Source organism: Exiguobacterium sp. SH1S21 (assembly GCF_004337175.1).
Classification (GTDB): Bacteria; Bacillota; Bacilli; order Exiguobacteriales; family Exiguobacteriaceae; genus Exiguobacterium; species Exiguobacterium aurantiacum_A.
The window spans coordinates 154,893-180,750 of sequence record NZ_SJUY01000002.1 but is presented as its reverse complement, the minus strand read 5'-3'; the positions used below and the strand labels follow the sequence as shown (position 1 = coordinate 180,750).

The following is a 25,858-nucleotide window of genomic DNA, read 5'->3' as shown; positions in this document are numbered from 1 at the left end:
AAAGGAGTAACAACATGATTGATACGTTAAAACGATTAGTAGAGATTCCGAGTCCTTCTGGAATGACGCACGAAGCAGTCAGTTACGTCGAACGTGAGCTCACGGATCTAGGGATTGAGACGAGCCGGTTGAGAAAAGGTGCATTGTTGGCCAAGTTTCCTGGCCAAAGCGGGCCGGCCCGTCTTTTGACCGCCCACGTCGATACGCTCGGTGCGATGGTGAAGGAAGTGTTGCCGAGCGGGCGCTTGCGGCTGACACAAGTCGGCGGTTACGCCTGGACCGCGATCGAAGGTGAGAACTGTCTCGTCCATCGCGAAGCGGGCGAGGCGGTGGACGGGACGATCCTCGTCCATCAATCGAGTGTGCACGTCTATAAAGACACGAACAGTGCCGAGCGGACGGCGGCGAACATTGAAGTACGTCTCGATGCCGACGTTCATACGGCGGACGACGTCCGAGCGTTAGGAATCGAAGTCGGGGACTTCATCTCGTTCGATCCCCGTTTCAAACAGACGGAGACGGGTTATATTAAATCGCGTCATCTTGACGACAAGGCGTCAGTCGCCATCCTGCTCGATTTGGCGCGTGACTTGGTCAAAGCGGACTTACCGCATACAGTCTATTATTTAATTTCGAACTATGAAGAGGTCGGTTTTGGTGGGAACGCCGGGATCCCGGACGAAGTTGACGAGTACATCGCAGTCGATATGGGGGCGCTCGGGGACGGGCAACACTCGGACGAGTACACGGTATCGATCTGTGCCAAAGATTCTTCAGGACCGTACGATCTCGAGTTGCGTCGTCAGTTCACAAAGCTTTGCCGCGACCACGACATTCCGTTCAAAGTCGACATTTATCCGTTCTACGGTTCGGACGCATCAGCTGCGATCCGGGCCGGCTATGACGTAAGGCATGCGCTCATTGGTCCTGGGATCGAGTCGAGCCACAGCTATGAGAGGACGCACCAAACATCGCTCGAGGCGACACGAGCGTTGCTATATCGCTACGTATTGACCGCGATGGAGGAATAATAATGAGAAACTTTTATGACGTGCAACAGTTCTTAAAATCGTTTGGCACGATTATTTACATCGGAGAGCGTGACGCCGAGATCGGTCTCATGATGATGGAGTTAGACGAATTGAACGCCGGTGGCATGATCGAACAGCGCGAGTATGACACGGCGAAAATTATTCTGACGCATGAACTAAAAAATTCAATAGATTGACAGAAAAACCTCTTGTGCAAATGTTTGCACAAGAGGTTTTATAGTGTAGACTATTGGATGAAAGCGATTTATTTGAGACGAGGAGTGGAATGCATGAAGTGGTTATTAGGAATCGACATCGGTGGGACGACGGTGAAAATGGCCGTCCTGGACATGAACGGGATCATTTCAGACAAGTGGGAGATCAAGACGGACATCCGTGATAATGGGGTACATATCCCGACTGATATCGCCGCCTCGTTTGAAGCGTACCTTCAGCAATCTGGAAAAGCGAAGCAAGATTTTGCGGGTGCGGGAATCGGAGCTCCAGGCTTCATCAACTTCTCAGAAGGTGTCGTCGAATACTCGCCGAACATCGGGTGGAAGAACTTTGAGCTCGTCGGCGAATTCGAGAAAGCAGTCGGATTGCCGGCCGTGCTCGAGAATGACGCAAACGCGGCCGCGCTCGGTGAGATGTGGAAAGGCGCCGGTGAAGGTGCGTCTGAACTACTCGCGATCACACTCGGTACGGGTGTCGGCGGCGGTGTCATCACGAACGGGAACATCGTCCATGGGGCTTCTGGCATGGCTGGTGAGATCGGACATATCACGGTCGAGCGCGACGAGGCGAAAGCGGTCATGTGTGGATGTGGGCGCACAGGCTGCATCGAGACGATCGCCTCAGCAACCGGTATCGCCCGTCTCGCCTTACAAAAGCGTAAAGGGAGAACGACGTCATTGAACGAGTTAGGTGAAGTGACGGCTCGCGATGTATTTGAAGCCTATGAAGCGAAAGACGAGGTCGCGACAGAGGTCGTCGAAGAGATGACGGAATATCTCGGGTTGACGATTTCAAACATCGCCAACACGTTGAACCCTAAAATAATCGTGATCGGCGGCGGTGTCTCAAAAGCGAGACAAGCTTTGCTCGAGCCGCTCGATGAACAATTTAAGCGGTTTGCCCTTGAGCGGGTATATACGTCGACGACGTTCAAAATTGCCGAACTCGAGAATGATGCCGGGGTCATCGGCTGCGCTTGGCTGGCACGAAAACATTTTTTACCGACTAGAGTCTAACCTGTAAAGCACACATGCGATCTCGCATGTGTGCTTTTGACGTACAAAGGGAATTGTAAAGGTGTGGTTGATTTTTTGTTAAAAAAGGGGTAAGATTTGGACTTGATACTGGGCTGTTACCGTTAGTGAAATAGATAACAAGCCAACTACATGTTATTGAACTTATTCATGGCGCATCCTGTTTGAGGACGTCTTAAAACTGAAAAGAGGAGGAGGCCGTCAGATGAAGTCATCTCAAAGCTTATCGAAGCTGACTATGCGACTGAATGAAACGGTCCGCGCTTCGTTTCAAGAATATCGGTTATTTTGGATATTTAGTTTATTACTTTGGACGAAGACGTACGTAGTTTACCAATTTTTCTTTGACATCCCGATTGAAAACACAGCTCAAGCGTTCATCTTGTTGATCAGTCCGATCAGCTCGACCTTGTTCTTGTTCGCTTTTAGTTTCTTCTTTAAAGGAAATAAGCAAAAGTGGGTGCTGTACACCCTTTATGCGGTCGCCTCGTTCCTGTTGTTCGCGGACGCTGTCTACTACCGCGAGTTTACAGACTACTTGACGATGCCTGTCATTTTGCAACCGTCGAACATGGAGACGTTGTCTACTTCTTTCACGTCACTGCTTGAATGGAAAGACTTGATCATTCTTGGGGACGTGCTTGTCTTGCCGTTCGTACTATGGAAGATCAATACACTGCAAACCGCCGCGTCTCATCGCCGGGCGCTCATCACGTTCGTGGCAGCTGTCGCCGTGTTCTTGTTCAACTTGTCGCTTGCTGAAACGGAACGCCCTGAACTGTTGACGCGTTCGTTCGACCGTGAGCTGCTCGTCAAAAACATCGGGACGTTCAACTTCCACGTCTATGACGCGATGCTTCAAACGAAGACGTCCGCGCAGAAAGCGATGGCCGATGGCTCGGAGCTAGCCAAGATTGAAAAGTATACGCGCCAAAACTATGCGGCGCCGAATCCGGACTTGTTCGGAAAGTATAAAGGTAAAAACGTGGTCGTCGTCTCGTTCGAGTCGGCCCAAAACTTCACACACAATATGAAAGCCGCGAACGGCGAGTATATCACGCCGAACTTGAACAAATTGATCGAAGAGTCCCATTACTGGCCAAACTATTACCATACGGTCGGGCAAGGGAAAACGTCAGACGCCGAGTTCGCCCTCGATAATTCGCTGTATGGCTTGCCGCGTGGTGCCGTTTACTTCACGAACGCTGATAATGAGTACCAAGCTCTTCCTGAACTGATTAAAGAAGAGAACTATTATTCGGCCGTGTTCCATGCGAACAACAAATCGTTTTGGAACCGCGATTTGATGTATAAGAACACCGGTGTCGACATGTTCTTTGATGAGAAGAGCTACGATCTTGGGAATCCTGAGGATATGACAGAGTGGGGCTTGTTGGACGATAGTTTCTTTGAACAATCGATTCCGATGCTCGAGGAACTCCCGCAGCCGTTCTATGCGAAGTTCATCACGCTCACGAACCATTTCCCGTATACGATGCCGAGCGAGGATTACGAACTCGTACCGAAATTCGAGACGAACTCGACGACGCTTAACAACTTCCCGCAAGCGCTCGCTTACCAAGATTATGCGCTTGGCCTGTTCATCGACGAACTGAAACAGAACGGGATGTGGGAAGATACGATTTTCGTCGTGTACGGTGACCATTACGGTATTTCGACAAACCATAACAACGCGTTAGCTGAACTACTCGGCAAAGAAGAACTGACGCCGTACGATGTGGCGAAACTTCAACAAGTGCCGTTCGCTATCCATTTGCCGGGCCAAAAAGCAGGTGAAGTCCATGAGACGATCGGAAGTCATATCGACATGAAGCCGACGCTCCTGCACTTGCTCGGCATCGATACGTCGGACTTGGTCGGGTTCGGGAACGACTTGTTCGCGGAAGACCGCAATAGTCGCGCCATCTTCCGAGACGGCACGGTCGTCACGGAAGATTACGTGTGGACGCAATCGATGTGTTACGATGCGACGACTGGAGAAGCGGTTGAAGATACGACACTTTGCGGACCGGTCACGGAAGAAGCCGAAAAAATCCTGCAAATGAACGATGACTTGATCTATTCGGATTTGCTTCGCTTTAAAGAACAAACCGACTAATAATCAAGAGCTAGCGCTGACCGTTAAACGTCAGCGCTTTTTTTGTGAAATAAAAAAAGACGACCGCAGTCGTCTTCGTGGTAAGTCAACATTAACCTGGGATTCCACCGAAAATCAATGTTGCGACGCCAAAGAATCCAAAGACAAGCACGGTGATTCCGGCAAACGCAAGTGGAAAGAATTGGCGTTTTTTGAATGAACGGGCCATCCCCCAAAGTGCAACGAATGCTACGATGAGTGAAATCCATCCAAATGGCTCATACAAATGCATGACGAGTTCCCCCTTTATTATACGTCATGAAATTCATAAAAATTTCACTGAAATATCACTATTATTTTATCCGAAATAACACACGCTGTCGAGCAAAGGTTGCCACCGCTACAATTTTGCCACAATATCGTTTAGAATGGTTGTGGAGGTGTTCTAGATGAATATTGTAAAAATCACATCGGGCCTTGCCCAAGAGAACGGATACGTGCTCGAACAAGACGGAACGGTCGTTATCGTCGACCCGGGCACGGACGACCCGAAATTCTTTGAGGCGGTGGAACGTTTCGGCGGATTGAACGCCATTTTGTTGACGCATGCCCACTTTGACCATATCGGCGGAATCGACGCGCTGCGCGATCGCTATCCGGTGCCGGTCTATGTTCATGAAGCCGAGCGGTCATGGCTCGCCGACGGCGAAAAGAACGGGGCCGCAAAATTCCATCTTCCGCACTCATCGATGCGACCGGCCGAACGAACTTATCAAAGTAAGAAGCTAGAGATTGGTGCGTTTACAATCGAGTTACATCACACGCCGGGCCATTCACCGGGGAGTGTCACATTGCACATCCCGAGCGAACGTGTTGCCTTTTGCGGTGACTTGATCTTCAAACAATCGGTCGGCCGGACCGATCTATTCGGCGGCGACCAATCGACACTCCTCGGATCGATCGATCGGATGCGTCAATTATTGCCGGCCGAGACGGTGCTCTATTCAGGTCACGGACCGAAGACGACACTCGAAGCTGAAATTCGTTCAAATCCATTTTTTGAACGGTGAACATAAAAAAAGATTGTCTCAACGAGAGACAATCTTTTTTTACATTTGGAAGTTACTCCAATACGTGAAGACGACGAAGAAAACAGTCAAATAAGCGCCGAACACGTATACATACGTTTTTTCAGTCAGTTTCAAGTAGCCTAGTGCGACAAAGAAAATTGTTTGAGCTAAAAAGACAAGACCCATTACGACGAAGTCACCAGTATGTTCGCTACTGCTTTGATCTCCACCGAGTGCGCCCACGAAAGCCAGCGCCGCGATCAACCCAGTCCAAAAGCCTAGGACACGGAACATTCTCGCCATGTTAATCCCCCCATACGTACATTATTCCATTCTCATTCACTATTTTACCAACACATTCAGAAAAATGCTATGAAAACGTGTGAATTGAGCAAAATAATCGTGAAAAATATGTGAAATCGATATGTTATATAAAGTTGTACAAAAATTCAAAAAAGGTTGTACAAACTATGTACAAAAAGCGGAATAGGTTGTATAATCAACTTACAAACATTGAACGGAACAGGTTGTCAAATAAAAGGAGGCGCTGAAAGTGGCAAGTGAACTTATGTTTTATACGTATCCAAGCTGTACGTCGTGTCGAAAAACGAAAGCGTTTTTACAAGAGCAACAACTTGATGTGAACGAACGCCATATTTTCCGAGACGCTCCGACGGTAGACGAACTCTTGACGCTGCTTGCACTTAGCGAAGACGGAGTCGATTCACTCCTAGCAACGAGAAGTCAAGCGTTCAAACAGCTCAACGTTGACGTCGATGAATTGAAACTGAGCGAATTGCTGAAGTTGATGAGCGAAAATCCGAAGCTGTTGAAACGCCCGATTTTGACAGACGGTAAAGAAGTCATTGTCGGCTATGACAAGGCGTCAATCGAGACGTATGCCCGCCGCCATGATTTGACTTCGGTAAACGTTTCATAAGACAAGTCCACTTTCCTAAGAGTGGGCTTTTTTTTATGCTCATTTATGAGGTGGGGACAATGAAACAAGTGATTGATCGATTGATTAAAACGGCGCGACGGCTCGAGGCGAGCGATGTCCATTTCATGCCAGGCAAAGACGCCGTTATCGTACAGGTGCGTCACGGGACGTCGATCACAAAGCTTGAGACGATACCACGTCCAGACTACGAACGGCTCACATTACATATGAAATATTGGTGTTCGCTCGCTGAAACGGATCATCGGGTTCCACAATCCGGGATATATGATCGAAACAAAGAAATGATCCGGGTCACGTTTTTGCCGTCATTTACTGATGTGCTCATGTCATGGCGTCTGCCGAACGTCTCGTTCCAACTTCGAGAGTTGTTATCTGAAGTGGATGTGTTGCGTTTTCAAGGCATGGCTGAGCTGCGGCACGGCTTGTTTTTAATCGGTGGCGCGACGGGGGCCGGAAAAACGACAGTCCTCTATGCTTTTCTTGAAAGTTTGAAGAACCACCGGATCGTGACGATCGAAAACCCTCCCGAACAGCAATTGACGGGTGTGATCCAGCTCGAGGTGAATGTATTGGCAGGACTGGATCATAGACGTTTGTTGAAAGAAACGTTGCGAGCCGACCCGGATATCATCGTTGTCGGGGAGGTGCGGACGAGTGAAGAACTGCGTGTCGCGCATGATGCGGCACTGAGCGGACATTTGACGATCGCGACGTTTCATACGGCGAGTATCGAAGACGGTGAGCGCCGTCTCGAACAGTTGATCGGCAAAGTAGAGGTGCCGCGCCATTGGTGTGTGTTGCAGCGGAGAGAGGAGGTGACTTGCTCATGGTCGACGTCCGTTCCAGTAGGGAGCTGAACACGATCCGGCGCTTCCTGCGACTGCAAGCACGAGGGGTCGGGTTGAAAAAGACGTTCGAGACGCTCGAGTTGCATGAGCGGGGGAAGCAAAAACAACTGATTCGTGTGATGCGGCAAAAGCTCGAGAGTGGTCTGGCACTCGCCGACGTGTTCTCAGAACTCGTCACGGATGCCCGCATGCGAGACATGCTCGTCACGGCGGAACGGGGACATCATTTCATTGAAGGTCTAGAACAAGTACTTGCCTTATCGATGATGCGTCGAGGCCTGCAGCAAGAGCTAAAACAACTGGCGAGGTATCCGCTCGTCATCTTGACGATGCTTTTAGGGCTTGGCGCCATTTATGCGCTGTACATCTTTCCAAAATTGCTCTCGATGGTGCAGGTCGAAGATTTAGACGGAATCAGCGCCATCCTCTTGTCACGAGGTTTTTTCCCTGGCTTGTTCGTCGCGCTCGTCTTGACGGGCGTCTGGGGCTATTGGGTCGTGAAGCGAGGCCGGTCCGTCCCGATCCGATTCGTCGAGCGGGGAAGACGACTGTATATCACGTATTTGTTTGTCAGCGAACTGTCCTTACTGAGTGAAGGTCAAATTTCGGTTCGTCACGTCATCGAGCGTCTCTCTCAGGGGGACGGGGAAGTGGCGCAAATCGCCCGGCGCATCCATGACCGGATGTCTGGTGGGATCGAGTTGGAGGCGGCGGCCCGAGAGGAATGTCTGCTCGATCATGAAGTCGTCAGCTTGTTCGGGGTCGGGACGGTGAGTGGAGACCTCGGATTGATTATGGCGTTACATCGAGACTTGATCTTTGAAGAGATGGAACTGTATTGGAAGCAACTGATCGCCAAGACGGAGCCGCTTTTGTACGGCTTCTTGACCGTCATGGTGACGATGATGTTCTATACGATTTATTTGCCGGTCAAACTAATTATGGCCCAACTATGAGGAGGAGAATTATCGTGGCAAAACTCAAATCAGACTGTCAGGCAGAGCAAGGATTCACACTCGTTGAAATGGCGGCAGTGTTACTGATCATCTCGGTCTTGTTGCTGCTACTCGTCCCGTCTATGTCGGACGGGAAGTCACGGGCGGATAGCGTCAGCTGTGAAGGGAGCGTACGGATTGTCGAATCTGAAATCAATTTATACTATGCGGAACATAAGGCGTATCCAGAATCGCTCGCCGTCATCAAACGCGCTTCGACCGAGACCCCGCTCGAATATAGCTGTCAGTCGGTGACGTACACGTACACGCCGAGCACGGGTGCGTTGGCGCTGGAATGAGACAAGGCGGCTATACGCTCGTCGAGATGGCTTGGGTGCTCGTCGTCCTGTCGTTACTCCTTTTAGTGGCGACGCCTACCGTCCGTTCGATGGACCGGCTCGCGCTCATCGACTTCACGGAGGCGCTCGTCCAAGACATCGCCGAGGTCGGTCAGTATCCGTATGTGGCCGCCGATGAAAAATGTGTCCCGCGCTTGAGATGGTACATGAAAGAACGGCGGTATCACATCACGTGCGGGACGACGTCGATCACTTCAGGCGTCGTTCCCGACGGTGTCGAGATGAGCCTGCCGACAACGAGCGAAATCGTTTTTTCAAAGTCGGCGGCGACGTATGCCGGACAGTGGAAATTTTACACGGGCCAAGTCACGGTCACATTGAAGTTCAGGATGGGCACGTATGAGCCGGAGGTGATCCGTAGTGGGGGAGGATGAGCAAGGCGTCACGTTTTGGGAAGTTTGTTTAAGTCTAGCCCTCCTGATCGGATGGGTCGGTGTGATTGCACCGTTCGTTACGGCGGGTACGGAGCGGGTGGAACGTCTCGAGGCGACGGTTCGGACTTATGAACGGCTTCAAGGGGAGGTGTTGCTCGATGCGGCCGACCCAAGCGGTGAAGTCGAAATTTGTGAACGAGACATATGTCTGCCGACGCTCTGAGGGTGGCTTCACGTTGCTCGAGATGACGTTCACATTATTGTTGCTCCCCTTGTTCATCGGGCTACTCGTCCACTTTTTAGCGCTCGGGGAGGCGTTTTACGAACAACCGCGCGGTCAAGTGAACACGACACCACAACTCATCGTCCGCAAACTGTTCGACAGTCGTGACTGTCAGGTGCGAGAAGGTAGACTCGTCGGTACGTACGTTCGACCCGATGAGACGACGTGGACGTGGACGCTCAAGCAGATCAATCGGAACTTAGTCATGGTAGGCGAAGAGGGAGGGAACTTGTTATTTATAAGAGGAATCGATGGTTATCGCGTCGAACCGTTAGGAAACGGCTACCGGATTCAGTGGACCGACTCGATCGGCCCTCGGGAGAAGTCCGTGATGTGCATGCGCTCGGGTTCTTCGTCATCTCTACGTTAGTCCTCTTGACGTGGCTATTAGCTGCAGCTTTGTTTTGGTATACTGATATCGAACGAAGCACGGAACGCCTGACGCTCGAAATTTTGGCGATTCGCTTCGAATCCCATCTCATGGTCGCCAAACATTCGTGCCAGACAGAAGCAGAGATCATCGTCAAACCGACCGGTACGATTTTCTGCCGACCGCTCGGGCCAGGTACGACGGAGGTCGAGATTCGGTTGAAGACGGGAGAGAAGCATAAAGAGGTGATTTATTTCGATGACTAGACCGTTTTACATCATCGGGTTTATGGGTACAGGTAAATCAAGCTTAAAACGATATCTTGAAAAATCGAATCATGTCATCGATTTGGATGAAGCGCTCGAACGGCATCTTGGAATGAGTTTACCTGCTTATTTCGCCCGCCACGGTGAGAGCTCGTTTCGGGCCGAAGAGACGGCGATGCTTCGAAACGTTCATGCGGACTATATCGTGACAGGCGGCGGAATCGTCGAGCGCTCAGAAAATATCGAATGGATGCGGCGGCATGGGCGCATCGTTGCCCTTGAGTTGCCGTTCGAACTGTGTTGGGGGCGCATTAAAGACTCGGACCGTCCGCTCGTGCAACTTGGTAAAAGGAGTGTCGAGGCGCTATACGAGCGCAGGCGTCCGCTTTACGCTTACGCCGATGTGACAATCGACGCCTCATTGAGCTCGGAAGCGATTGCTTGTGAACTAGATCGGTTGAAGGAGGAAGACAGATGATTTGGATTAATCTTGGTATTATCGTGCTCGCACTCGTCGGGCTAGGTGGATACGGATTTTTATTGTATCGGAACAAAATGAAGACCGATCTGCGACGTGTGAAACGGTTGACGGAACGGTTTACGATTCGAATGAATGTGATTCAAGGCTTGGTCGGTGAGATCAAACAGCACATCGACACGGTCAACGCATCGGTGAAGCAAATGAAGGCTTATTCGGTTAAAGTGAAAGACGAGTCGCTCGAACTGAAACAGGCAACGGTCGGCCTTGCGAAGGAAATTAAACGGACCGCTGGAATCGATCGTTCAGGCGTTTCCACTGAGACTGAAATATGAAATAATGAGGATGAAAACGTTTTCGTTTTCAATCCTCTTTATTTTTGCCCATTTTTGCTAGGCAGCGCGTCAAAAAATTGATAGAGTGGAATAGAAAACGAAATATTTCATCAAATGGATTAATTACGTTCGGGATTGGGGGATATTATGGAGAAGTTAACGTTGAAACGTACGCCTTTGTACGACCTGATTTCTACGAAGGCGAAGATGGTGGATTTTGCGGGGTTTGAGATGCCCATCATGTTCTCGTCAATCAAAGAAGAGCATCAAGCGGTTCGGGAGCGGGTTGGCATGTTCGATGTATCGCACATGGGGGAAATTCGGATTGAAGGTCCGGACGCGTTCGAAAACGTCCAACGTCTTGTGACGAATGACGTCTCGAAGCTGAATATCGGGCAAGCGCAATACAATTTGTTTTGTTTACCTGACGGCGGGGTCGTCGACGACCTGCTCGTCTATCGTCTCGATGAAGACGCGTATTGGCTCGTCGTCAACGCCTCGAATATTGAAAAAGACGTGGCCCACGTCCGTCGATACGTATCAGGGGACGTCACTGTGACCGATGAATCGGATGCGTACGGTCAAATCGCGATCCAAGGTCCGATTGCAGAAACAGTACTCGGACGAATCACGGACTTACCGCTACATGAGATCAAGTTCTTCCGGTTTTTGAGCGGCGACGTTGCCGGTGTGCCAGCAATCGTCTCGCGGAGTGGCTATACAGGTGAGGATGGGTTCGAAGTATACGCCCGGGCCGAAGATGTCGCGAAGATTTGGACTGCGCTCGAAGCAGAACAAGTGACGCCGTGCGGGCTCGGTTCACGTGACACGCTCCGTTTTGAAGCTTGTCTGCCGCTGTACGGGCATGAGTTAGACGAGACGGTGACGCCGTTCGAGGCCAACTTGAACTTTGCGGTCAAGCTCGATACCGACTTCGTCGGGAAAGATGCCCTCGTCAAACAAAAAGAAGATATTCCGCGCCGTCTGATCGGCTTGAAGCTACTCGGCCGCGGGATTGCCCGACAAGGTGCGCCCGTCTTGTTTGACGGCGAGACGATCGGCGTCGTCACGACGGGAACGATGCCGCCGACCGTTAACGAATCGATCGCTTGGGCCCGGATCGATCGCCGGTTTGTCGAACAATCAAACTTCATCGTCGAAGTTCGGGGCAAACAAATAGAAGCCGAACGTGTGCCGACACCGTTCTATAAACGTAAATGATACAGGGGGATTCAGAATGAACAGAATGGAATTTCGTTATTTACCGATGACCGAGCAAGACGAACGCGATATGCTCCAGACGATCGGTGTCGAATCGATCGAAGATTTGCTTGAAGATATCCCGGCCACGCTCCGGGAGACGGCATCGTTATCTGCCATCGGCGCTCCGCTCCCAGAAGTCGATCTCGTCCGCCACATGACAAAGCTTGCCGAGAAGAACCTTCATACGAAATCACATCCGAGTTTTCTAGGAGCCGGCATGTACGACCACTTGTCGCCAAGCGTCATGAACCATATGTTGCTCCGTTCTGAGTTTTACACGGCGTATACGCCGTATCAACCTGAAATTTCACAAGGTGAACTGCAAGCGATGTTCGAGTTCCAGACGATGATTTGTGAACTGACGGGGATGGACGTCGCCAACTCGTCGATGTATGACGGCATTACCGCACTCGCGGAAGCGACTTACCTCGCGAGCGCTCATACGAAGAAGAAACGTGTCATCGTCTCCGGTGCTGTTCACCCGGAAGCGAAAGACGTCATCCGCACCTACGCGGATGGACCGGGACTTTCCGTTGAATATACGCATGTTGCGGCCGGCGTGACGGATTTGGCGGACGTCGATTTGACGGACGCCTCGTGTCTCGTCGTTCAGTACCCGAACTTCTACGGTCGCGTCGAGGACTTGGCGACGCTCGCGAAAGCGGCCCATGATGCCGGTGCGCTCTTTGTCGTATCGAGCAACCCGCTCGCACTCGGTATTTTAGAGTCTCCTGGTGCGCTCGGGGCCGATATCACGGTCGGGGATGCCCAACCGTTCGGGATCCCGCAAAGTTTCGGTGGTCCATCGTGTGGCTACTTCGCCGTCAAAAAGGCGCTCATGCGTAAACTGCCGGGTCGTCTCGTCGGTCAGACGGTCGACGAGGACGGGAAACGCGGCTTTGTCTTGACGCTACAGGCACGGGAACAGCATATCCGCCGCGATAAAGCGACATCGAACATCTGCTCGAACCAGGCGCTCAACGCGCTCGCCGCCTCGATCACGATGTCCGCGCTCGGGAAATATGGGATTCGTGACATGGCCGTCCGCAACATTCAAACGGCCCACTATATGAAAGAGGCACTGAAGTCGGCCGGTTACCCAATCATCGATGAAGGACCGATGTTCAACGAGTTCGTCGTCGATTTCGGTACCGATGCCGAAACCGTGTCACGCCGCTTGCTTGAAAATGGGATCATCGGTGGATTGCCGCTCGGAACGTATGATGCTGATCGTCAAACACAGATGTTGCTATGTGCGACCGAACTGCGCACGAAAGAAGAGATTGACGGATTTATTGAAGTGGTTGGGGGGACGAACTGATGCAACACGAACAAACGCTCATTTTTGAAGTGTCACGTGCCGGACGTACCGGGTACAACTTGCCGACACCGACCGTGCCAGAAGTTGATATTGAGGCGCTGTTACCGGCGTCGATGATTCGTCAAGAGGCGGCCGAACTGCCGGAAGTGTCGGAACTAGATGTCGTTCGTCACTATACGTCGCTGTCGACGCGGAACCACGGTGTCGATTCCGGCTTCTATCCGCTCGGATCATGTACGATGAAATACAACCCGAAAGTGAACGAAGATATGGCACGTCTGCCTGGGTTCGCCCACATCCACCCGCTCCAACCGATCGAATCGGTGCAAGGGGCGCTCGAGATGATGGTCGACCTTCAAGACCAGCTCGCTGAAATCACGGGGATGGACGAAGTGACGCTCCAACCGGCAGCCGGGGCCCACGGGGAATGGACCGGACTCATGTTGATCAAAGCGTTCCACCAGCATAACGGCGATATGAATCGGACGAAAGTACTCGTCCCGGACTCGGCGCACGGGACAAACCCGGCCTCGGCCGTCGTCGCCGGATTCGAGGCGGTCACGGTCAAATCGGATGAGCGGGGACTTGTCGACCTCGCTGACTTAAAAGGAAAAGTCGGGGACGACACGGCAGCGCTCATGCTCACGAACCCGAACACGCTCGGGTTGTTCGAGGCGGACATCCTTGAAATTGCCAAAGTCGTCCATGAGGCAGGCGGTAAACTGTACTACGACGGGGCTAACTCGAACGCGATTCTAGGGATCGCCCGTCCTGGTGATATGGGCTTTGACGTCGTCCACTTGAACTTGCACAAGACGTTTACAGGACCACACGGTGGCGGCGGTCCGGGCTCGGGACCGGTCGGCGTCAAGCGCGACTTGATCCCGTACTTGCCGACACCGATCGTAAAAAGAGCGGATTCAGGTTTTACGCTCGATTACGATCGCCCGCAGTCGATCGGACGCATTAAACCGTTCTATGGAAACTTCGGCATCAACGTACGCGCCTACAGCTACATTAAGACGATGGGCGCCGAAGGGCTGACGCGTGTCTCACGCGAAGCAGTGTTGAACGCCAACTACATGTTCGCCCGTTTGAAGGACGCGTTCGATGTGCCGTACGACACATACTGCAAGCACGAATTCGTCTTGTCAGGTAAACGTCAAAAGGCACTCGGTGTCCGTACGCTCGACATCGCCAAACGATTGCTCGACTTCGGATACCATCCGCCGACGATCTACTTCCCGCTCAACGTCGAGGAGTGCATCATGATCGAGCCGACCGAGACGGAATCGAAAGAGACGCTCGACGCATTCTGTGACGCGATGCTCCAAATCGTCAAAGAGGCAGAAGAGAATCCGGAGATCGTTCAGACGGCGCCGCACACGACGGTCGTCAAACGACTCGACGAGACGCTCGCTGCCCGTAAGCCGGTATTGAAGTATGAGCGACGCCAACCATCGTCAATCAACTAAGCCACAACCCGCTCACAATTCGCGAGCGGGTTTTTGATTTGTGCCAAGATGAGTGGTTGTGACGATTGTATGAACTAAAAAATGTCTTAAATGTGAATAGTTGAACAAGTGTGTAGACTTGAAACTATATAACTAGCAAACTAGTTATATAAGAGGAGGTGATGAAGATGGAATGGACTTTGAAAACAGACGAAGAACTTCGCGAATCCTTACGTATCTGTCAATTTGATGAGGGAGAGCTCGAGCGACAAGCCGCCTTCCATAAAGGACTGGCAGATCCAACTCGGTTAAAGATCGTCCGCCTGTTAGGCATAGCCCCGATGTGCTTATGTGAACTGTCGAGCGCGCTCGAGGTGCCGAACTCTACGTTGACACATCATCTCCGTTTGCTAGAGCGTGGTGAAGTCATTCGCTCGACACGTTTGGGACGGAACACCGTTTTCCAATTGACAGAGAAAGAAGTGGGTGAACATGTTTGATCGGATTGGAGACTTTGTCGCATACGACGTCCTTGATCTAAGTGGTCGTTTCGGTGAAGCTGTACAATTTTTCGTGATGGACGTTGTGAAGATAACCGTGCTGATGAGCATTATGATTTTTGTGATCGGATATATTCGCAGTTATTTCCCTGTAGAAAAAGTTCGCGACTATTTGAGTGGCAAGCGGAAAATTGGCGGATATATTGGTGCCGCTGGTCTAGGCGTCTTGTCACCATACTGTTCCTGCTCGACGATCCCCTTTTTCATCGGGTTCGTGGAAGCGGGTATTCCGCTCGGGATGACGTTCACGTTTCTCATCACGTCACCGATTGTGAATGAAATTTCTATCGTCCTTCTCATCTCAATGTTCGGTTGGAAGGTCGCGTTCTTATATGTATTTGCAGGAGTGATGGTCGCGTTGTTCGCTGGCCTGCTAATTGAAAAGTTACATCTTGAAAAGTATGTGCAAGACTACGTATATCAAATCAAAAGTCAACAAGTCGCGGTCACGATTGAATTATCACAAGCAGATCGTTTAGTGACAGCGCTCAATAGCGTTTATGAGACCGTGAAAAAAGTGGGACCTTATTTACTGATTGGGATTGCGATCGCGGCAGGGTTTCACGGGTTCATCCCGGCCGAGTTCATTATGCGTGTCGCAGGGGGAGATAACTGGTATGGCCCAATCGTTGGAACGTTGATCGGGGTTCCGCTCTATTCCAATGCGATCGGGACGTTGCCAGTCATCGAGGTGCTCGTAGGGAAAGGAATGGCGATCGGAACGGCTCTTGCGTTCATGATGTCGACCGTCGCTTTGTCTGTACCTGAAGGTCTATTGTTGAGCCGAGTGTTGAAGAAAGAGCTCGTCATCATTTTCTTCGTCATTGTGACGTTAGGGATCACGGTAATTGGTTACTTATTCAACTTTATACTATGAGGAGGAGTCGAACATGAACATAAAAATTTTAGGGACCGGGTGTCGCAATTGCAAAACGCTGGAGCAAAATGTCGTAGAAGCGTTACGATTAACTGGGAAGACGGCGACGGTTGAAAAAGTGACGGACATCGAGCAAATTATGTCATATGGAATTATGAGCACGCCTGGCCTCGTCGTCAATGAGGAAATCAAATCGGTAGGGAAAGTTTTAACACCGAAATCGATCGCTAAATTCTTTTGAACGTTCAATCAAATAAGCGTTGCCCCAACGAATGTTGGAGCAACGCTTATTTGTGAGGGTCAGTCTTTTTTGACTTTCCCTTTCCAGTTTTTAAATCCACCTTCAAGCATATAGATGTCGGTGTAACCATTTTTCATGAGCAGTTTGGCCGCTTGGTTCGTACGTGACTTGCCTTGGCAGTACATGAGGATCGGTTGATCTTTCCGTAGCTCTTTCATCCGAAGTTTCATCTGGCCGACCGGGATATTACGGGCCCCGATGATGTGGCCTCCCTTGTACTCGTTCGGTTCACGGACGTCGATCAATTGTCCTTTGCGGAGCGAAGCGCGAAATTCTTCTTGTTTCATTTTTTTCAAACCACGAGCCGGCATGAAGCGCCAGACGATGTATGCGATGAGCGCAGCCCAGAGGATGATGACGAGGATTGTTTCGATTCCCATTGATGTTCTCCCTTTCTCTATTAAGTTTCACCAACATTCATTATAAAGAATTTAAGGTCATGAGACAATGATTGACTAGACGATTTGCCCGTTCTGCTTTCGGTTTTACACGGGTTACGCTAAAATGGAGATTGGAGAATGGAACATAAGGGGAGGCTACGCCCATGCCGACACCGAGTATGGAAGACTACTTAGAACGAATCTACTTACTGATGGTCGAGAAAGGATACGCCCGTGTATCTGATATCGCCGAACATTTAGGGGTGCATCCCTCCTCAGTCACGAAAATGGTGCAAAAGTTAGACCGGGAAGGTTATTTGGTGTATGAAAAATACAGAGGCCTGATGTTGACGAATAAAGGGCAGAAGATCGGCAAGCGGCTCGTTGAGCGTCATACGATGCTCGAGTCGTTCCTACGGCTGATCGGAGTCGATGAAGCGCACGTCTATGAGGATGTTGAGGGCATCGAACATCATTTGAGTTCGAACACGCTCGACTGCATGACCCAATTCGTCGAATTCTTTGAAGACAAACCCGAGTTGATGGAGCAGTTTCGACAGTTTCAAGAACTGAATATGACACGCGATGAGTGAAATCGACCACTAGCCGACTGTTGAAGCGGGTGGTGGTCTTTTTTTATACACCTTAACCAAAAACCGAACATTAACATCGTTTTATTGAATTAAAGTCTATTTTTAGACTGATTGTATGATAGAATGGTTGCTGGATAGATAAACAAGGGGGTGACGGCGAACAATCGCCGGCAAATGAATATTCAAATCAAAGGGAAGTTATTTGATGAAGCACAGATTAAACAGCGCGTCGCTGAACTCGCGGAACAGATCGAACGTGATGCGGCCGGGACGCCGATCGTCCTTGTCCCTGTGTTAAAAGGTTCACTCGTGTTCGCCGCTGATTTGATGCGACAGATGAAAGGGAGCGTCCAACTGGACACGGTCGCGACTTCGTCTTACGGGAAAAAGTCGGTCTCGAGCGGTAACGTCCAACTCCGGAAAGACCTTGACCTCGACGTCGAAGGGAAATATGTCGTCATTATCGAGGACATCATCGATACCGGCCAGACGCTCAAGTTTTTGTGTCAGCATATGAAGCTGCATCAACCGGGAGAATTGAAAATTTGCACGTTGCTCGATAAACCGGCTCGTCGCCTCGTCCAACTTGACGCGGATTATGTCGGATTCGAGATTCCAGATGAGTTCGTCATCGGGTACGGCATCGACTACGCGGAACAATACCGCAACTTACCGTATATCGGATTTGTCGAGACAGACTAAAAGGAGCGCCTCGAGAGGCGCTCCTTTTACATGTTCGCTTTCTTTTTCTTCTTGCCCTTTTTCCCTTCGATGACGGTCAGGTGAGGGGCGTCGCTGCGATGGACGCTCGTGCGCTTCGACAGTTTGGTGACGTTCGAACCTGATTTGGTGTTCTTTTTCTTAGCGGCCGCTGCGGAAGGTTTGACTTTTTGGCTATTGCCCGGTCGCGCCATCCGTTTTTTCGATGCTTGCGCGGTCTTCCGGTAACGTACGTCCTCGGCCGAAATTTTAGGAGCCATGAAGACCCGGTAAATCACGTAAAAGATTAACCCGAAAATACCGATGAAGAGTAGCTGTCTGAACAATCGACCAGGATCGGTCGCTAACATATGTCCGACTCCGATGAAGCCTAAGATGAACACGATGGTCGCCGCGGTCGAGCCGATTCTTTGTCTGATCATGGTGTTTTCCTCCTCTTTATCCCTCTCTTTGGACGTCCGGTTGACCGAGTTCGGAACGTTCCCACGTCTCGAACGCTTCGATGGCGACGCGAATCTGTTCGTCGTTCGGTTCTCGCGTCGTTAATAGTTGCAATGAAAGTCCTGGTTTACCGAGTACGGATAAAAACCGATGCTCTCGGAATCGATTGGTGAATTGAAGCACCTCGAACGAGATGCCGATGACGACCGGCAACAGCGCGATCCGGCTGACGAGCCGGACCCAAAGTGGGTCGATCGGGACGACCATATAGACGCCGATGCCGACAAAAACGGTGAACAGGATGAAGCTTGAACCACACCGATAGTGGAGGCGTGAGCTTGAACGGACGTTATCAACGGTGATCGGTCGTCCGGATTCGTAGCAGTTGATAACTTTATGCTCGGCGCCATGATATTGGAAGACGCGTCTGATGAGCGGGGTCAATGAAATCAAGTATAGGTAGCTGAGCAGTAATACTAGTTTAATTCCCCCTTCGAGCAGGTTTTGAATCACGTGACCGGACAGTGCGGGCACGTTTTGGAACATAGCGGCAAGGAGCGCCGGGGTGACGTTGAAGATCAATTTTCCGAAGATGTAAGAAATGACACCGACGATGGCGATCATGATGACCATGAGGATGTTTTGCTTCTGCTCTGGCTTCTCCGTGACGTCTTCGCTCGGGTCGACGTCATAGCGATCGCTCGCGAAGTTCATGTGGGCCGAGCCGTTCTTTAACGACTCGTATAAAGCGACGATGCCACGAAGGAACGGGACTTTTTTCAACGATTGGACCCACGGGACGAGGAGGCGAGGCTGTTTGAACGTCTCGATCGATCCGTCTTTACGCCGGATGGCCGAGGCGCTCTCGGTGCGTCCTTGGAACATGACGCCTTCGACGAGTGCTTGACCGCCGACGGGGATCAACTTTTTATTTTTCATAGGTTCTCCTCGATTCTGACAAGTATATAGTTGAATTATAACGTGATTCGATCGAAAAACGAAACCTCAGGTGACGCAATTATCGCTCTTCGCATAAATTTGTTACAATAAGAAAGACTTGACGAATGAGGGGGAAGGCTTGTGCATATACTTGTCTTGAATGGACCGAATTTGAACTTGCTAGGTAGACGGGAACCGGATGTGTACGGGGATGTCTCGCTGAAAGGCTTGACGGCAGAACTGTTGCTCGAAGCACCGGGAGATGTTCGTCTCACGTTCATCCAGTCCAATCATGAAGGTGAGCTGATCGATGCGCTGCATGAGGCGTATGATTACGCGGGCGTCATCTTGAACGCCGGGGCGTATACGCATACGTCGATTGCATTGCGGGACGCGATTGCCGCTATTTCAGCCCCGGTCGTCGAAGTACATATCTCGAACGTGCATGCCCGTGAGTCGTTTCGTCACGAATCGAAACTTGCCGGTGTCTGCCTCGGCGTCATCAGCGGCTTCGGATTGACGAGCTATACGCTCGCGTTGCATGCACTCATCGAACATTGGAGGAATCGACATGATTGAACGCGTCAACAAGCTACAAGCTCAGTTAGAAATGAACGGGATCGATGGATTGCTCGTGACGAAACGAGAGAACATTCGTTACTTGTCTGGGTTTACCGGGTCGAGTGGGGTCATTTTGATCACAGCGAAGGCGGCGAGTTTCATCACGGACTTCCGCTATACCGAGCAGGCAGCTAGCCAAGTAACCGGTTATGACATCATCGAGCTCGAAACATCGCTCATCAAGTCGGTGTCTGACATCGCGAGCCGAGAAGGGGTGAAGCGTCTCGGTATCGAGCAAGATGACATGACGGTCGGGACGTATCGGACGTATGAAAAAGAGGTAGCGGCTGAACTGGTCGAGACGTCAGGGATCGTGGAAAAGCTGCGCTTGATTAAGGACGAGGCAGAGATTAAGATAATGAAGGAAGCTGCGGCGATTGCGGATGCGGCGTTTGCCCACATCCAGACGTTCATTCGCCCGGGACGCACTGAGAAAGAAGTCGCCAATGAGTTGGAGATGTTCATGCGCGGCCAAGGTGCGGATTCGTCTTCATTCGATATGATCGTCGCCTCTGGTCACCGTTCGGCATTGCCGCACGGTGTGGCCAGTGACAAAGTCATCGAAGCCGGTGAACTCGTGACGCTCGACTTCGGAGCGTACTACAAAGGCTACTGTTCGGATATTACGCGTACGCTCGCAGTCGGTGAGATCTCAGACAAATTGCGCGAGATTTATGACACGGTGTTACGTGCCCAACTGGCAGGCGTGGAAGGGACTCGGGCCGGCATCACTGGCATCGAGGCTGACGCGTTGACGCGTGACGTCATCAAAGAAGCCGGGTACGGCGAGTACTTCGGCCACTCAACCGGTCACGGACTCGGAATGGAAGTACATGAGGCACCAGGGTTGTCATTCCGGTCTGACACGGTGCTCGAACCTGGGATGGTCGTCACAATCGAGCCTGGGATCTACATCGCCGGCATCGGTGGCTGCCGTATCGAAGATGATGTCGTCATCACGAAGGATGGAAATGTCCGTCTCACGCAGTCGCCAAAAGAGTTAATCACGATCGAGGCTTGAGTCTCAGCTCATTTTTAGGAGGAAATTAATATGGTATCAGTAAACGATTTAAAGACAGGGTTAACAGTCAAAACATCAGATGGTTCGATTTGGCAAGTCATCGAGTTCCAACACGTCAAACCAGGTAAAGGCGCAGCGTTCGTTCGTACGAAAATGCGCAACTTGCGTTCTGGCGCGATTCAAGAGACGACGTTCCGGGGCGGCGAGCGGGTCGAACGCGCTCACATCGAACGTAAAAAAATGCAGTATTTGTATCCGATGGGCGACACGTACGTCTTCATGGATACGGAGTCGTATGAGCAGCTCGAATTGACGGGCGAGCAAGTGAAAGCGGCGCTTCCGTTCATGCTCGAGAACATGGAAGTGAGCATCGCTGATTATAACGGTGAGATCCTCGGGATCGAACTTCCGACGACGGTCGTCTTGACGATCACAGAAGCTGACCCAGGTGTTAAAGGGGATACGGCGTCAAACGTCAAAAAGAACGCTACGGTCGAAACTGGCCATATCATTCAAGTCCCGCTCTTCATCGAGCCAGGTGAAAAAGTGACGGTCGACACACGTACCGGCGACTTCATGGGACGTTATAACGGGTAATACGAGCAGTGTCCATTCAAACGAATGGGCACTTTTTTTGTCGTTGCATTCACTGGTCTGACCAGTTATAGTAGAGTAGAGATTAGTACCAGGTATAAATAGGGGGTTTATTTCATGCAAATCGATCATATTAAAGAGCTGATTGAACTGCTCGACCAGACGTCTATCCATGAGATGGAGCTCGAGACGTCCGAGTTCAAACTGTCATTAAAAAAAGAAACGGCGCAGCAAATCGTCGCGAGCACACCGCTTGCTCAACCGATTACTGCTCCGTTATCTGCACCAGTCGTAGAAGAGAGCGAAGCGCCTCAAGCGGAAGTGAGCAACTTACGTACCATCACATCTCCGATGGTCGGAACGTTTTATTCACGCCCGGCCCCGGATAAAGACACGTACGTCAAAGTAGGCGATCGTGTCGAGACGGGTCAGGTCGTCTGTATATTAGAAGCGATGAAACTGTTCAACGACGTCGAGGCCGAAATCAGCGGGGAAGTCGTTGAAATCCTCGTCGCCGACGGCGATCTAGTCGAATATGGCCAAGCGCTCTTTAGCGTGAAGTGAGGGTGCTATGAAATTACTCATTGCAAACCGCGGCGAGATCGCGGTACGAATCATTCGGGCAGCCAAAGAAATGAATATCCCGACAGTCGCCGTCTTTTCGGAGGCAGATCGTGAGGCGTTGCACGTTCGTCTCGCGGACGAGGCGTATTGTATCGGACCGAACCCGTCGAAAGACTCTTATTTGAATATCCCGAACATTTTGTCGGTCGCTTGTGCGGTCGATGCGACGATGATCCATCCTGGTTATGGATTTTTGGCAGAAAATGCCGAATTCGCCGAGATGAGCGAAGCGTGCGGGATCCAGTTCGTCGGTCCAAGCAGCTATGCGATTCGGAAGATGGGCATTAAAGATGAAGCGAAACGAACGATGATCGAGTCAGGTGTGCCTGTCGTCCCGGGATCGAGCGGTGTCGTGACGGATGATGAGGCAATTGAACTCGCTCGAGAAATCGGTTATCCGGTCATCATCAAGGCGACGGCCGGAGGCGGCGGACGCGGGATTCGTGTCGCTTTCGATGAAGAAGAGCTCATCAAAGGACTCGTCGCGACCCGTAAAGAAGCGAAACAAGCTTTTGGGAACGGTGACGTCTATTTAGAGAAATATATCGAATCGTTCCGTCACGTCGAGGTACAAGTGCTTGCTGACCAGTATGGGAACGTCATTCATTTAGGAGAACGGGACTGCACGATCCAACGCCGGATGCAGAAACTGATCGAGGAGGCCCCGTCGCCTGCAATCGACGAGGCGACGCGTCAAGCGATGGGAGAAGCGGCCGTCAAAGCGGCGAAAGCGATCCAATATTCGGGCGCCGGGACGATCGAGTTTATTTATGTCCCTGAATCGAACGAGTTTTACTTTATGGAAATGAACACGCGAATCCAAGTCGAGCATCCGGTCACAGAGATGATCACCGGCTTTGATCTCGTCCAAGCGCAACTTGAAGTCGCGCTCGGGCATCCGCTCGCCATCTCACAGGAAGATATCGTCTTTAGCGGCCACTCGATCGAATGCCGCATTAACGCCGAAGACCCGTTCGCGGACTTCCGTCCGATGGCCGGCAAGATCGATCAATATATCGTTCCAGGAGGAATGGGGGTACGGGTCGACAGCGGACTGTTCGCAGGTGCCGTCATCCCGCCATTCTATGACTCGATGGTGGCGAAGTTGATCGTCCACGCCCCGACGCGCGAGGAGGCGATCGCGAAGATGCTCCGTGCCCTTGACGAGTTCACGGTGTCGGGCATTCATACGACGATTCCGTTCCATCAACAAGTCATGGTGCACGAACATTTCCGTAACGGTGCGTTCGACACGAAATTTGTCGAAAAAGAAATGATACTGACGAAATGAGTCGAACAAGGAAGCCCGAACATTATTTCGGGCTTCCTTGTTTTTTGTACTGAATTTGTGAGTGCTTTATGCTAAACTATCACAGTCAACAACCCGCCACTTAACGCCTTGACGGTCCGTTTGAGGTGGGGGCTTGCGTCCGTCGAGGACTCGACGGCGCCTCTACCCTCGTAGAGTACGGTTACGCTCGTTCCTGCCCGGTAGTGCGGACGGCGCTCATGCGCCTCCTACCTTCGCGTGGCGGAACATCGGGACGGTTGACCTCGCCCCTTCCATGGGGGTCATGCTCCCGTGGCACCTGTACCGATGTGTTCGATGCCTTTCCGATGCAGGTTCATCGCGCCGACGCGATCATCATTCGATCGGTACCGGCAGTTCTTGCATTGGAACGTGTGCAGCTTCTTGTCCCGGTTCGCCTTCTCGGTGTGCCCGCATGTCGGACAGGTCTGGGAGGTGTGTCTCGGGTCGACGACGATCATCTTCTGACCGTTCAGTGCGGCCTTGTACTCGAGCATGCGACGGAACTGGTAGAACGCCCACGACACGGAGACGTAGCGGTTTCTCGCCCGCACCTTCTCTGTGGCGGCATGGATGCCGGTCAGGTCCTCCAACACGAACAGCGTGCCCCTCGGGTATCGGTCGACGAGTGCCTTCGTGACCTGATGGTTCACATCGGTCACATAACGGTTTTCTCTCGAGCCGAGCTGTCTCAGCCGCTTGCGGGCCGATGGGGTCTGCCGTCGTTGCAGCTGTTCGCGGGTCGCTTTAAACGTGCCTCGCTTGTGCTTCACCATTCTTCCGTCGTAGAAGGTGGTCTCGCCCTGGCTGTCGTACGTGACCGCCAGGAAGTTGATGCCGAGGTCCACACCGACAATGTTTGTGACGCAAGCGTCGTCGGGTTCGGGGAACGCCTTCGTCACGGGGATGTGTAGGAACCATTTCTCGTGTTTGTGCACCAGTTTGGCTGTGCCGAACCGCCACGTCCCGTTGAAGTACTGCCTCATGCCCTTACGCGCATAGTCCAGCTTGATCCGTCCGTCCAGCGTGTTCACGCTGAACCGGTCCTGGGTGAGCGAGTAGTCGCGGTTCCAGACGAGGTCGTATTCGGGACGCTTGAACTCCACACGGGACCACGCGTGCCCGTTCGACTTCGCCGACTTGTACCGAGCGATCACCGTCTTCATGACCGACTGGGCCATCTGGCTCTTCAGGCCGAACCGTTGCCGGAGCTCGGCATAGTGCGAGTCGTTGAGGCTCGCCTGGTTCAGGTCCCTCGTCTCGAAGACGTGTCCCGACAGCCAGTCACAAGCCGACCGGTATGCGTCCATCGTTGCCCTCAGGATAGCCGCTTGAGGGGGCGGGACGAAGAGTTGGACCTTCGCAGTGATGGTGGACATTGGGTTCACCGCCTTTCACTAGAGATAATATTTTTTTCCCGTAGAGAACAGTTTACAAACGAACAACCGGAGAGGATGGGCAAGAGATGAGGCCGGTATCGATAGCGACGTTGTCTGCCAAAACGGACATGCGTGATTCAGTCCCGGCGGCAATTTCTCCCCCACTTATCGTCGGGCTGTGCCCGGCGCACGATTGAAGTAGGGGTATCCTTGCCGATTAAAGATGAAAGCAAGCAAAAGGAGAGTATCTGAATGAAACGTCATGAAGCACGTGAGAAAGCGATTCAAACACTTTTTCAAATCGAAGTATCAAATCTTGAGGTAGACGAGGCCATCGAATTTGCCCTTGATGGCATGGACTCTGATCCATTCTACGAACAACTCGTCGTTGGAACGTTGGAGAAGAAAGATGAGATTGACGAATTGCTCATCGAAAACTTGAAAAACTGGAGACTCGATCGTCTCGGAAATGTCGAGCGGACGATTCTCCGCATGGCGACGTACGAGTTGCTCTACGTCGAGACGATTCCGGACAAAGTCACGATCAACGAGGCGGTCGAACTCGCCAAATCGTTCGCCGATGAAGAAGCGGCCAAGCTCGTCAACGGCGTGCTCGGTAACATCATTAAAGCGTAAGCGAAGACAAGCACACGGTCTGTTAAACAAATAGAGAAGACACCACACCAACTACAGAGAAACCTAAGACAATGGGGGATGAGAGA

General features: G+C 51.5%; 35 protein-coding genes. 29 read left to right on the top strand and 6 right to left on the bottom strand.

The features are described 5' to 3' along the window. The first annotated feature begins 14 nt into the window (after positions 1 to 14). The 4 genes from EVJ24_RS04420 to EVJ24_RS04405 all read left to right on the top strand — a co-directional run bounded on the left by EVJ24_RS04420 (position 15) and on the right by EVJ24_RS04405 (position 4,421). On the top strand, positions 15 to 1,031 hold the full coding sequence (locus tag EVJ24_RS04420; protein WP_131439895.1) for a M42 family metallopeptidase: 1,017 nt from the start codon (positions 15 to 17) through the stop codon (positions 1,029 to 1,031). Positions 1,032 to 1,033: 2 nt separating this feature from the next. Then, positions 1,034 to 1,228 (top strand): YqgQ family protein, encoded by a 195-nt coding sequence (locus EVJ24_RS04415; RefSeq protein ID WP_070327032.1) that lies wholly within the window; start codon positions 1,034 to 1,036, stop codon positions 1,226 to 1,228. 93 nt (positions 1,229 to 1,321) lie between these two features. After that, on the top strand, positions 1,322 to 2,284 hold the full coding sequence (locus EVJ24_RS04410; RefSeq protein WP_330857582.1) for an ROK family glucokinase: 963 nt from the start codon (positions 1,322 to 1,324) through the stop codon (positions 2,282 to 2,284). A gap of 223 nt (positions 2,285 to 2,507) precedes the next feature. Next, entirely contained in the window at positions 2,508 to 4,421 is a 1,914-nt protein-coding gene (locus tag EVJ24_RS04405; RefSeq protein WP_131439891.1) for an LTA synthase family protein, read from the top strand. A 91-nt stretch (positions 4,422 to 4,512) separates the two neighbouring features. Here the strand turns inward: EVJ24_RS04405 and EVJ24_RS04400 are convergent, their stop codons facing one another. Further along, positions 4,513 to 4,692 carry a DUF2759 domain-containing protein gene (locus tag EVJ24_RS04400; protein ID WP_131439889.1) on the bottom strand — a complete coding sequence of 60 codons (180 nt, stop codon included), beginning with the start codon at positions 4,690 to 4,692 and terminating at the stop codon, positions 4,513 to 4,515. Positions 4,693 to 4,849: 157 nt separating this feature from the next. On the opposite strand from EVJ24_RS04400, the gene EVJ24_RS04395 reads away from it, so the two are divergent. After that, positions 4,850 to 5,470, top strand: coding sequence for an MBL fold metallo-hydrolase (locus EVJ24_RS04395; protein WP_131439887.1), 621 nt, complete (start codon positions 4,850 to 4,852; stop codon positions 5,468 to 5,470). A 39-nt stretch (positions 5,471 to 5,509) separates the two neighbouring features. Here the strand turns inward: EVJ24_RS04395 and EVJ24_RS04390 are convergent, their stop codons facing one another. Then, complete coding sequence (locus EVJ24_RS04390; RefSeq protein WP_070327035.1) at positions 5,510 to 5,773, bottom strand: DUF2626 domain-containing protein; 264 nt, start codon at positions 5,771 to 5,773, stop codon at positions 5,510 to 5,512. Positions 5,774 to 6,038: 265 nt separating this feature from the next. Between EVJ24_RS04390 and EVJ24_RS04385 the strand changes: the two genes are divergently transcribed. The 16 genes from EVJ24_RS04385 (at position 6,039) to EVJ24_RS04310 (ending at position 16,455) form a co-directional block, all read left to right on the top strand. After that, on the top strand, positions 6,039 to 6,410 hold the full coding sequence (locus tag EVJ24_RS04385; protein WP_016510368.1) for a Spx/MgsR family RNA polymerase-binding regulatory protein: 372 nt from the start codon (positions 6,039 to 6,041) through the stop codon (positions 6,408 to 6,410). A 59-nt stretch (positions 6,411 to 6,469) separates the two neighbouring features. Beyond that, on the top strand, positions 6,470 to 7,288 hold the full coding sequence (locus EVJ24_RS04380; RefSeq protein WP_236637555.1) for an ATPase, T2SS/T4P/T4SS family: 819 nt from the start codon (positions 6,470 to 6,472) through the stop codon (positions 7,286 to 7,288). Next, complete coding sequence (locus EVJ24_RS04375; RefSeq protein ID WP_131439881.1) at positions 7,258 to 8,235, top strand: type II secretion system F family protein; 978 nt, start codon at positions 7,258 to 7,260, stop codon at positions 8,233 to 8,235. The genes EVJ24_RS04380 and EVJ24_RS04375 overlap by 31 nt, the downstream gene beginning before the upstream one ends. Before the next feature lie 14 nt (positions 8,236 to 8,249). Then, positions 8,250 to 8,573 carry a prepilin-type N-terminal cleavage/methylation domain-containing protein gene (locus tag EVJ24_RS04370; protein ID WP_131439879.1) on the top strand — a complete coding sequence of 108 codons (324 nt, stop codon included), beginning with the start codon at positions 8,250 to 8,252 and terminating at the stop codon, positions 8,571 to 8,573. Next, a complete protein-coding gene (locus EVJ24_RS04365) occupies positions 8,570 to 9,007 on the top strand; it encodes a prepilin-type N-terminal cleavage/methylation domain-containing protein (protein ID WP_131439878.1) in 438 nt (145 codons plus the stop codon). Before EVJ24_RS04370 ends, EVJ24_RS04365 begins: the two co-directional genes overlap by 4 nt. Further along, positions 8,994 to 9,230 carry a hypothetical protein gene (locus EVJ24_RS04360; protein WP_131439876.1) on the top strand — a complete coding sequence of 79 codons (237 nt, stop codon included), beginning with the start codon at positions 8,994 to 8,996 and terminating at the stop codon, positions 9,228 to 9,230. Before EVJ24_RS04365 ends, EVJ24_RS04360 begins: the two co-directional genes overlap by 14 nt. Continuing rightward, on the top strand, positions 9,166 to 9,660 hold the full coding sequence (locus EVJ24_RS04355; protein WP_161568731.1) for a hypothetical protein: 495 nt from the start codon (positions 9,166 to 9,168) through the stop codon (positions 9,658 to 9,660). The genes EVJ24_RS04360 and EVJ24_RS04355 overlap by 65 nt, the downstream gene beginning before the upstream one ends. Beyond that, positions 9,624 to 9,926: a hypothetical protein gene (locus EVJ24_RS04350; RefSeq protein ID WP_070327042.1), complete on the top strand. Its 303-nt coding sequence runs from the start codon at positions 9,624 to 9,626 to the stop codon at positions 9,924 to 9,926. The genes EVJ24_RS04355 and EVJ24_RS04350 overlap by 37 nt, the downstream gene beginning before the upstream one ends. Then, a complete protein-coding gene (locus EVJ24_RS04345) occupies positions 9,919 to 10,404 on the top strand; it encodes a shikimate kinase (RefSeq protein ID WP_236637553.1) in 486 nt (161 codons plus the stop codon). Before EVJ24_RS04350 ends, EVJ24_RS04345 begins: the two co-directional genes overlap by 8 nt. Continuing rightward, positions 10,401 to 10,739 (top strand): hypothetical protein, encoded by a 339-nt coding sequence (locus EVJ24_RS04340; protein WP_131439870.1) that lies wholly within the window; start codon positions 10,401 to 10,403, stop codon positions 10,737 to 10,739. The genes EVJ24_RS04345 and EVJ24_RS04340 overlap by 4 nt, the downstream gene beginning before the upstream one ends. A gap of 147 nt (positions 10,740 to 10,886) precedes the next feature. Further along, positions 10,887 to 11,960 (top strand): glycine cleavage system aminomethyltransferase GcvT, encoded by a 1,074-nt coding sequence (gene gcvT, locus EVJ24_RS04335; protein WP_070327044.1) that lies wholly within the window; start codon positions 10,887 to 10,889, stop codon positions 11,958 to 11,960. A gap of 25 nt (positions 11,961 to 11,985) precedes the next feature. Continuing rightward, positions 11,986 to 13,323: an aminomethyl-transferring glycine dehydrogenase subunit GcvPA gene (gene gcvPA, locus EVJ24_RS04330; protein WP_131440100.1), complete on the top strand. Its 1,338-nt coding sequence runs from the start codon at positions 11,986 to 11,988 to the stop codon at positions 13,321 to 13,323. After that, positions 13,323 to 14,798: an aminomethyl-transferring glycine dehydrogenase subunit GcvPB gene (gene gcvPB / locus EVJ24_RS04325; protein ID WP_131439868.1), complete on the top strand. Its 1,476-nt coding sequence runs from the start codon at positions 13,323 to 13,325 to the stop codon at positions 14,796 to 14,798. Before gcvPA ends, gcvPB begins: the two co-directional genes overlap by 1 nt. A gap of 167 nt (positions 14,799 to 14,965) precedes the next feature. Beyond that, positions 14,966 to 15,277 (top strand): ArsR/SmtB family transcription factor, encoded by a 312-nt coding sequence (locus tag EVJ24_RS04320; protein WP_236633684.1) that lies wholly within the window; start codon positions 14,966 to 14,968, stop codon positions 15,275 to 15,277. Beyond that, positions 15,270 to 16,214: a permease gene (locus EVJ24_RS04315; RefSeq protein ID WP_131439866.1), complete on the top strand. Its 945-nt coding sequence runs from the start codon at positions 15,270 to 15,272 to the stop codon at positions 16,212 to 16,214. Before EVJ24_RS04320 ends, EVJ24_RS04315 begins: the two co-directional genes overlap by 8 nt. Positions 16,215 to 16,227: 13 nt before the next feature. After that, complete coding sequence (locus tag EVJ24_RS04310; protein WP_035386597.1) at positions 16,228 to 16,455, top strand: thioredoxin family protein; 228 nt, start codon at positions 16,228 to 16,230, stop codon at positions 16,453 to 16,455. Positions 16,456 to 16,514: 59 nt separating this feature from the next. Here EVJ24_RS04310 and EVJ24_RS04305 read toward each other — a convergent pair whose 3' ends face one another. Then, positions 16,515 to 16,895 carry a rhodanese-like domain-containing protein gene (locus tag EVJ24_RS04305; RefSeq protein ID WP_016510373.1) on the bottom strand — a complete coding sequence of 127 codons (381 nt, stop codon included), beginning with the start codon at positions 16,893 to 16,895 and terminating at the stop codon, positions 16,515 to 16,517. A 164-nt stretch (positions 16,896 to 17,059) separates the two neighbouring features. Between EVJ24_RS04305 and mntR the strand changes: the two genes are divergently transcribed. Further along, positions 17,060 to 17,488: a transcriptional regulator MntR gene (mntR, locus tag EVJ24_RS04300; RefSeq protein ID WP_070327049.1), complete on the top strand. Its 429-nt coding sequence runs from the start codon at positions 17,060 to 17,062 to the stop codon at positions 17,486 to 17,488. Positions 17,489 to 17,662: 174 nt separating this feature from the next. Beyond that, a complete protein-coding gene (hpt, locus tag EVJ24_RS04295) occupies positions 17,663 to 18,190 on the top strand; it encodes a hypoxanthine phosphoribosyltransferase (RefSeq protein ID WP_070327050.1) in 528 nt (175 codons plus the stop codon). Positions 18,191 to 18,216: 26 nt separating this feature from the next. Here hpt and EVJ24_RS04290 read toward each other — a convergent pair whose 3' ends face one another. Continuing rightward, positions 18,217 to 18,630 carry an SA1362 family protein gene (locus EVJ24_RS04290; RefSeq protein WP_131439864.1) on the bottom strand — a complete coding sequence of 138 codons (414 nt, stop codon included), beginning with the start codon at positions 18,628 to 18,630 and terminating at the stop codon, positions 18,217 to 18,219. A gap of 16 nt (positions 18,631 to 18,646) precedes the next feature. Continuing rightward, positions 18,647 to 19,588, bottom strand: a complete 942-nt coding sequence (locus EVJ24_RS04285) for a DUF1385 domain-containing protein (RefSeq protein WP_071397716.1) — start codon at positions 19,586 to 19,588, stop codon at positions 18,647 to 18,649. Between the two features lie 141 nt (positions 19,589 to 19,729). Between EVJ24_RS04285 and aroQ the strand changes: the two genes are divergently transcribed. The 5 genes from aroQ (at position 19,730) to accC (ending at position 23,739) form a co-directional block, all read left to right on the top strand. Continuing rightward, a complete protein-coding gene (aroQ, locus tag EVJ24_RS04280) occupies positions 19,730 to 20,167 on the top strand; it encodes a type II 3-dehydroquinate dehydratase (RefSeq protein ID WP_070327052.1) in 438 nt (145 codons plus the stop codon). Next, positions 20,163 to 21,230, top strand: a complete 1,068-nt coding sequence (locus EVJ24_RS04275) for a M24 family metallopeptidase (RefSeq protein ID WP_070327905.1) — start codon at positions 20,163 to 20,165, stop codon at positions 21,228 to 21,230. Before aroQ ends, EVJ24_RS04275 begins: the two co-directional genes overlap by 5 nt. Positions 21,231 to 21,260: 30 nt before the next feature. Continuing rightward, positions 21,261 to 21,827 (top strand): elongation factor P, encoded by a 567-nt coding sequence (gene efp, locus EVJ24_RS04270; RefSeq protein WP_070327053.1) that lies wholly within the window; start codon positions 21,261 to 21,263, stop codon positions 21,825 to 21,827. A 114-nt stretch (positions 21,828 to 21,941) separates the two neighbouring features. Then, positions 21,942 to 22,388: an acetyl-CoA carboxylase biotin carboxyl carrier protein gene (gene accB, locus EVJ24_RS04265; RefSeq protein ID WP_131439862.1), complete on the top strand. Its 447-nt coding sequence runs from the start codon at positions 21,942 to 21,944 to the stop codon at positions 22,386 to 22,388. A 7-nt stretch (positions 22,389 to 22,395) separates the two neighbouring features. Next, the gene (accC, locus tag EVJ24_RS04260; RefSeq protein WP_131439860.1) at positions 22,396 to 23,739 is read left to right on the top strand and encodes an acetyl-CoA carboxylase biotin carboxylase subunit; all 1,344 of its coding nucleotides are present in this window, start codon (positions 22,396 to 22,398) and stop codon (positions 23,737 to 23,739) included. A gap of 281 nt (positions 23,740 to 24,020) precedes the next feature. On the opposite strand, the gene EVJ24_RS04255 is transcribed toward accC, so the two are convergent. Continuing rightward, positions 24,021 to 25,136, bottom strand: a complete 1,116-nt coding sequence (locus tag EVJ24_RS04255) for an RNA-guided endonuclease InsQ/TnpB family protein (protein WP_131439857.1) — start codon at positions 25,134 to 25,136, stop codon at positions 24,021 to 24,023. A gap of 252 nt (positions 25,137 to 25,388) precedes the next feature. Here EVJ24_RS04255 and nusB point away from each other — a divergent pair, with 252 nt between their 5' ends. After that, positions 25,389 to 25,772, top strand: a complete 384-nt coding sequence (gene nusB / locus EVJ24_RS04250; RefSeq protein ID WP_131439855.1) for a transcription antitermination factor NusB — start codon at positions 25,389 to 25,391, stop codon at positions 25,770 to 25,772. The last annotated feature ends 86 nt before the right edge of the window (positions 25,773 to 25,858 follow it).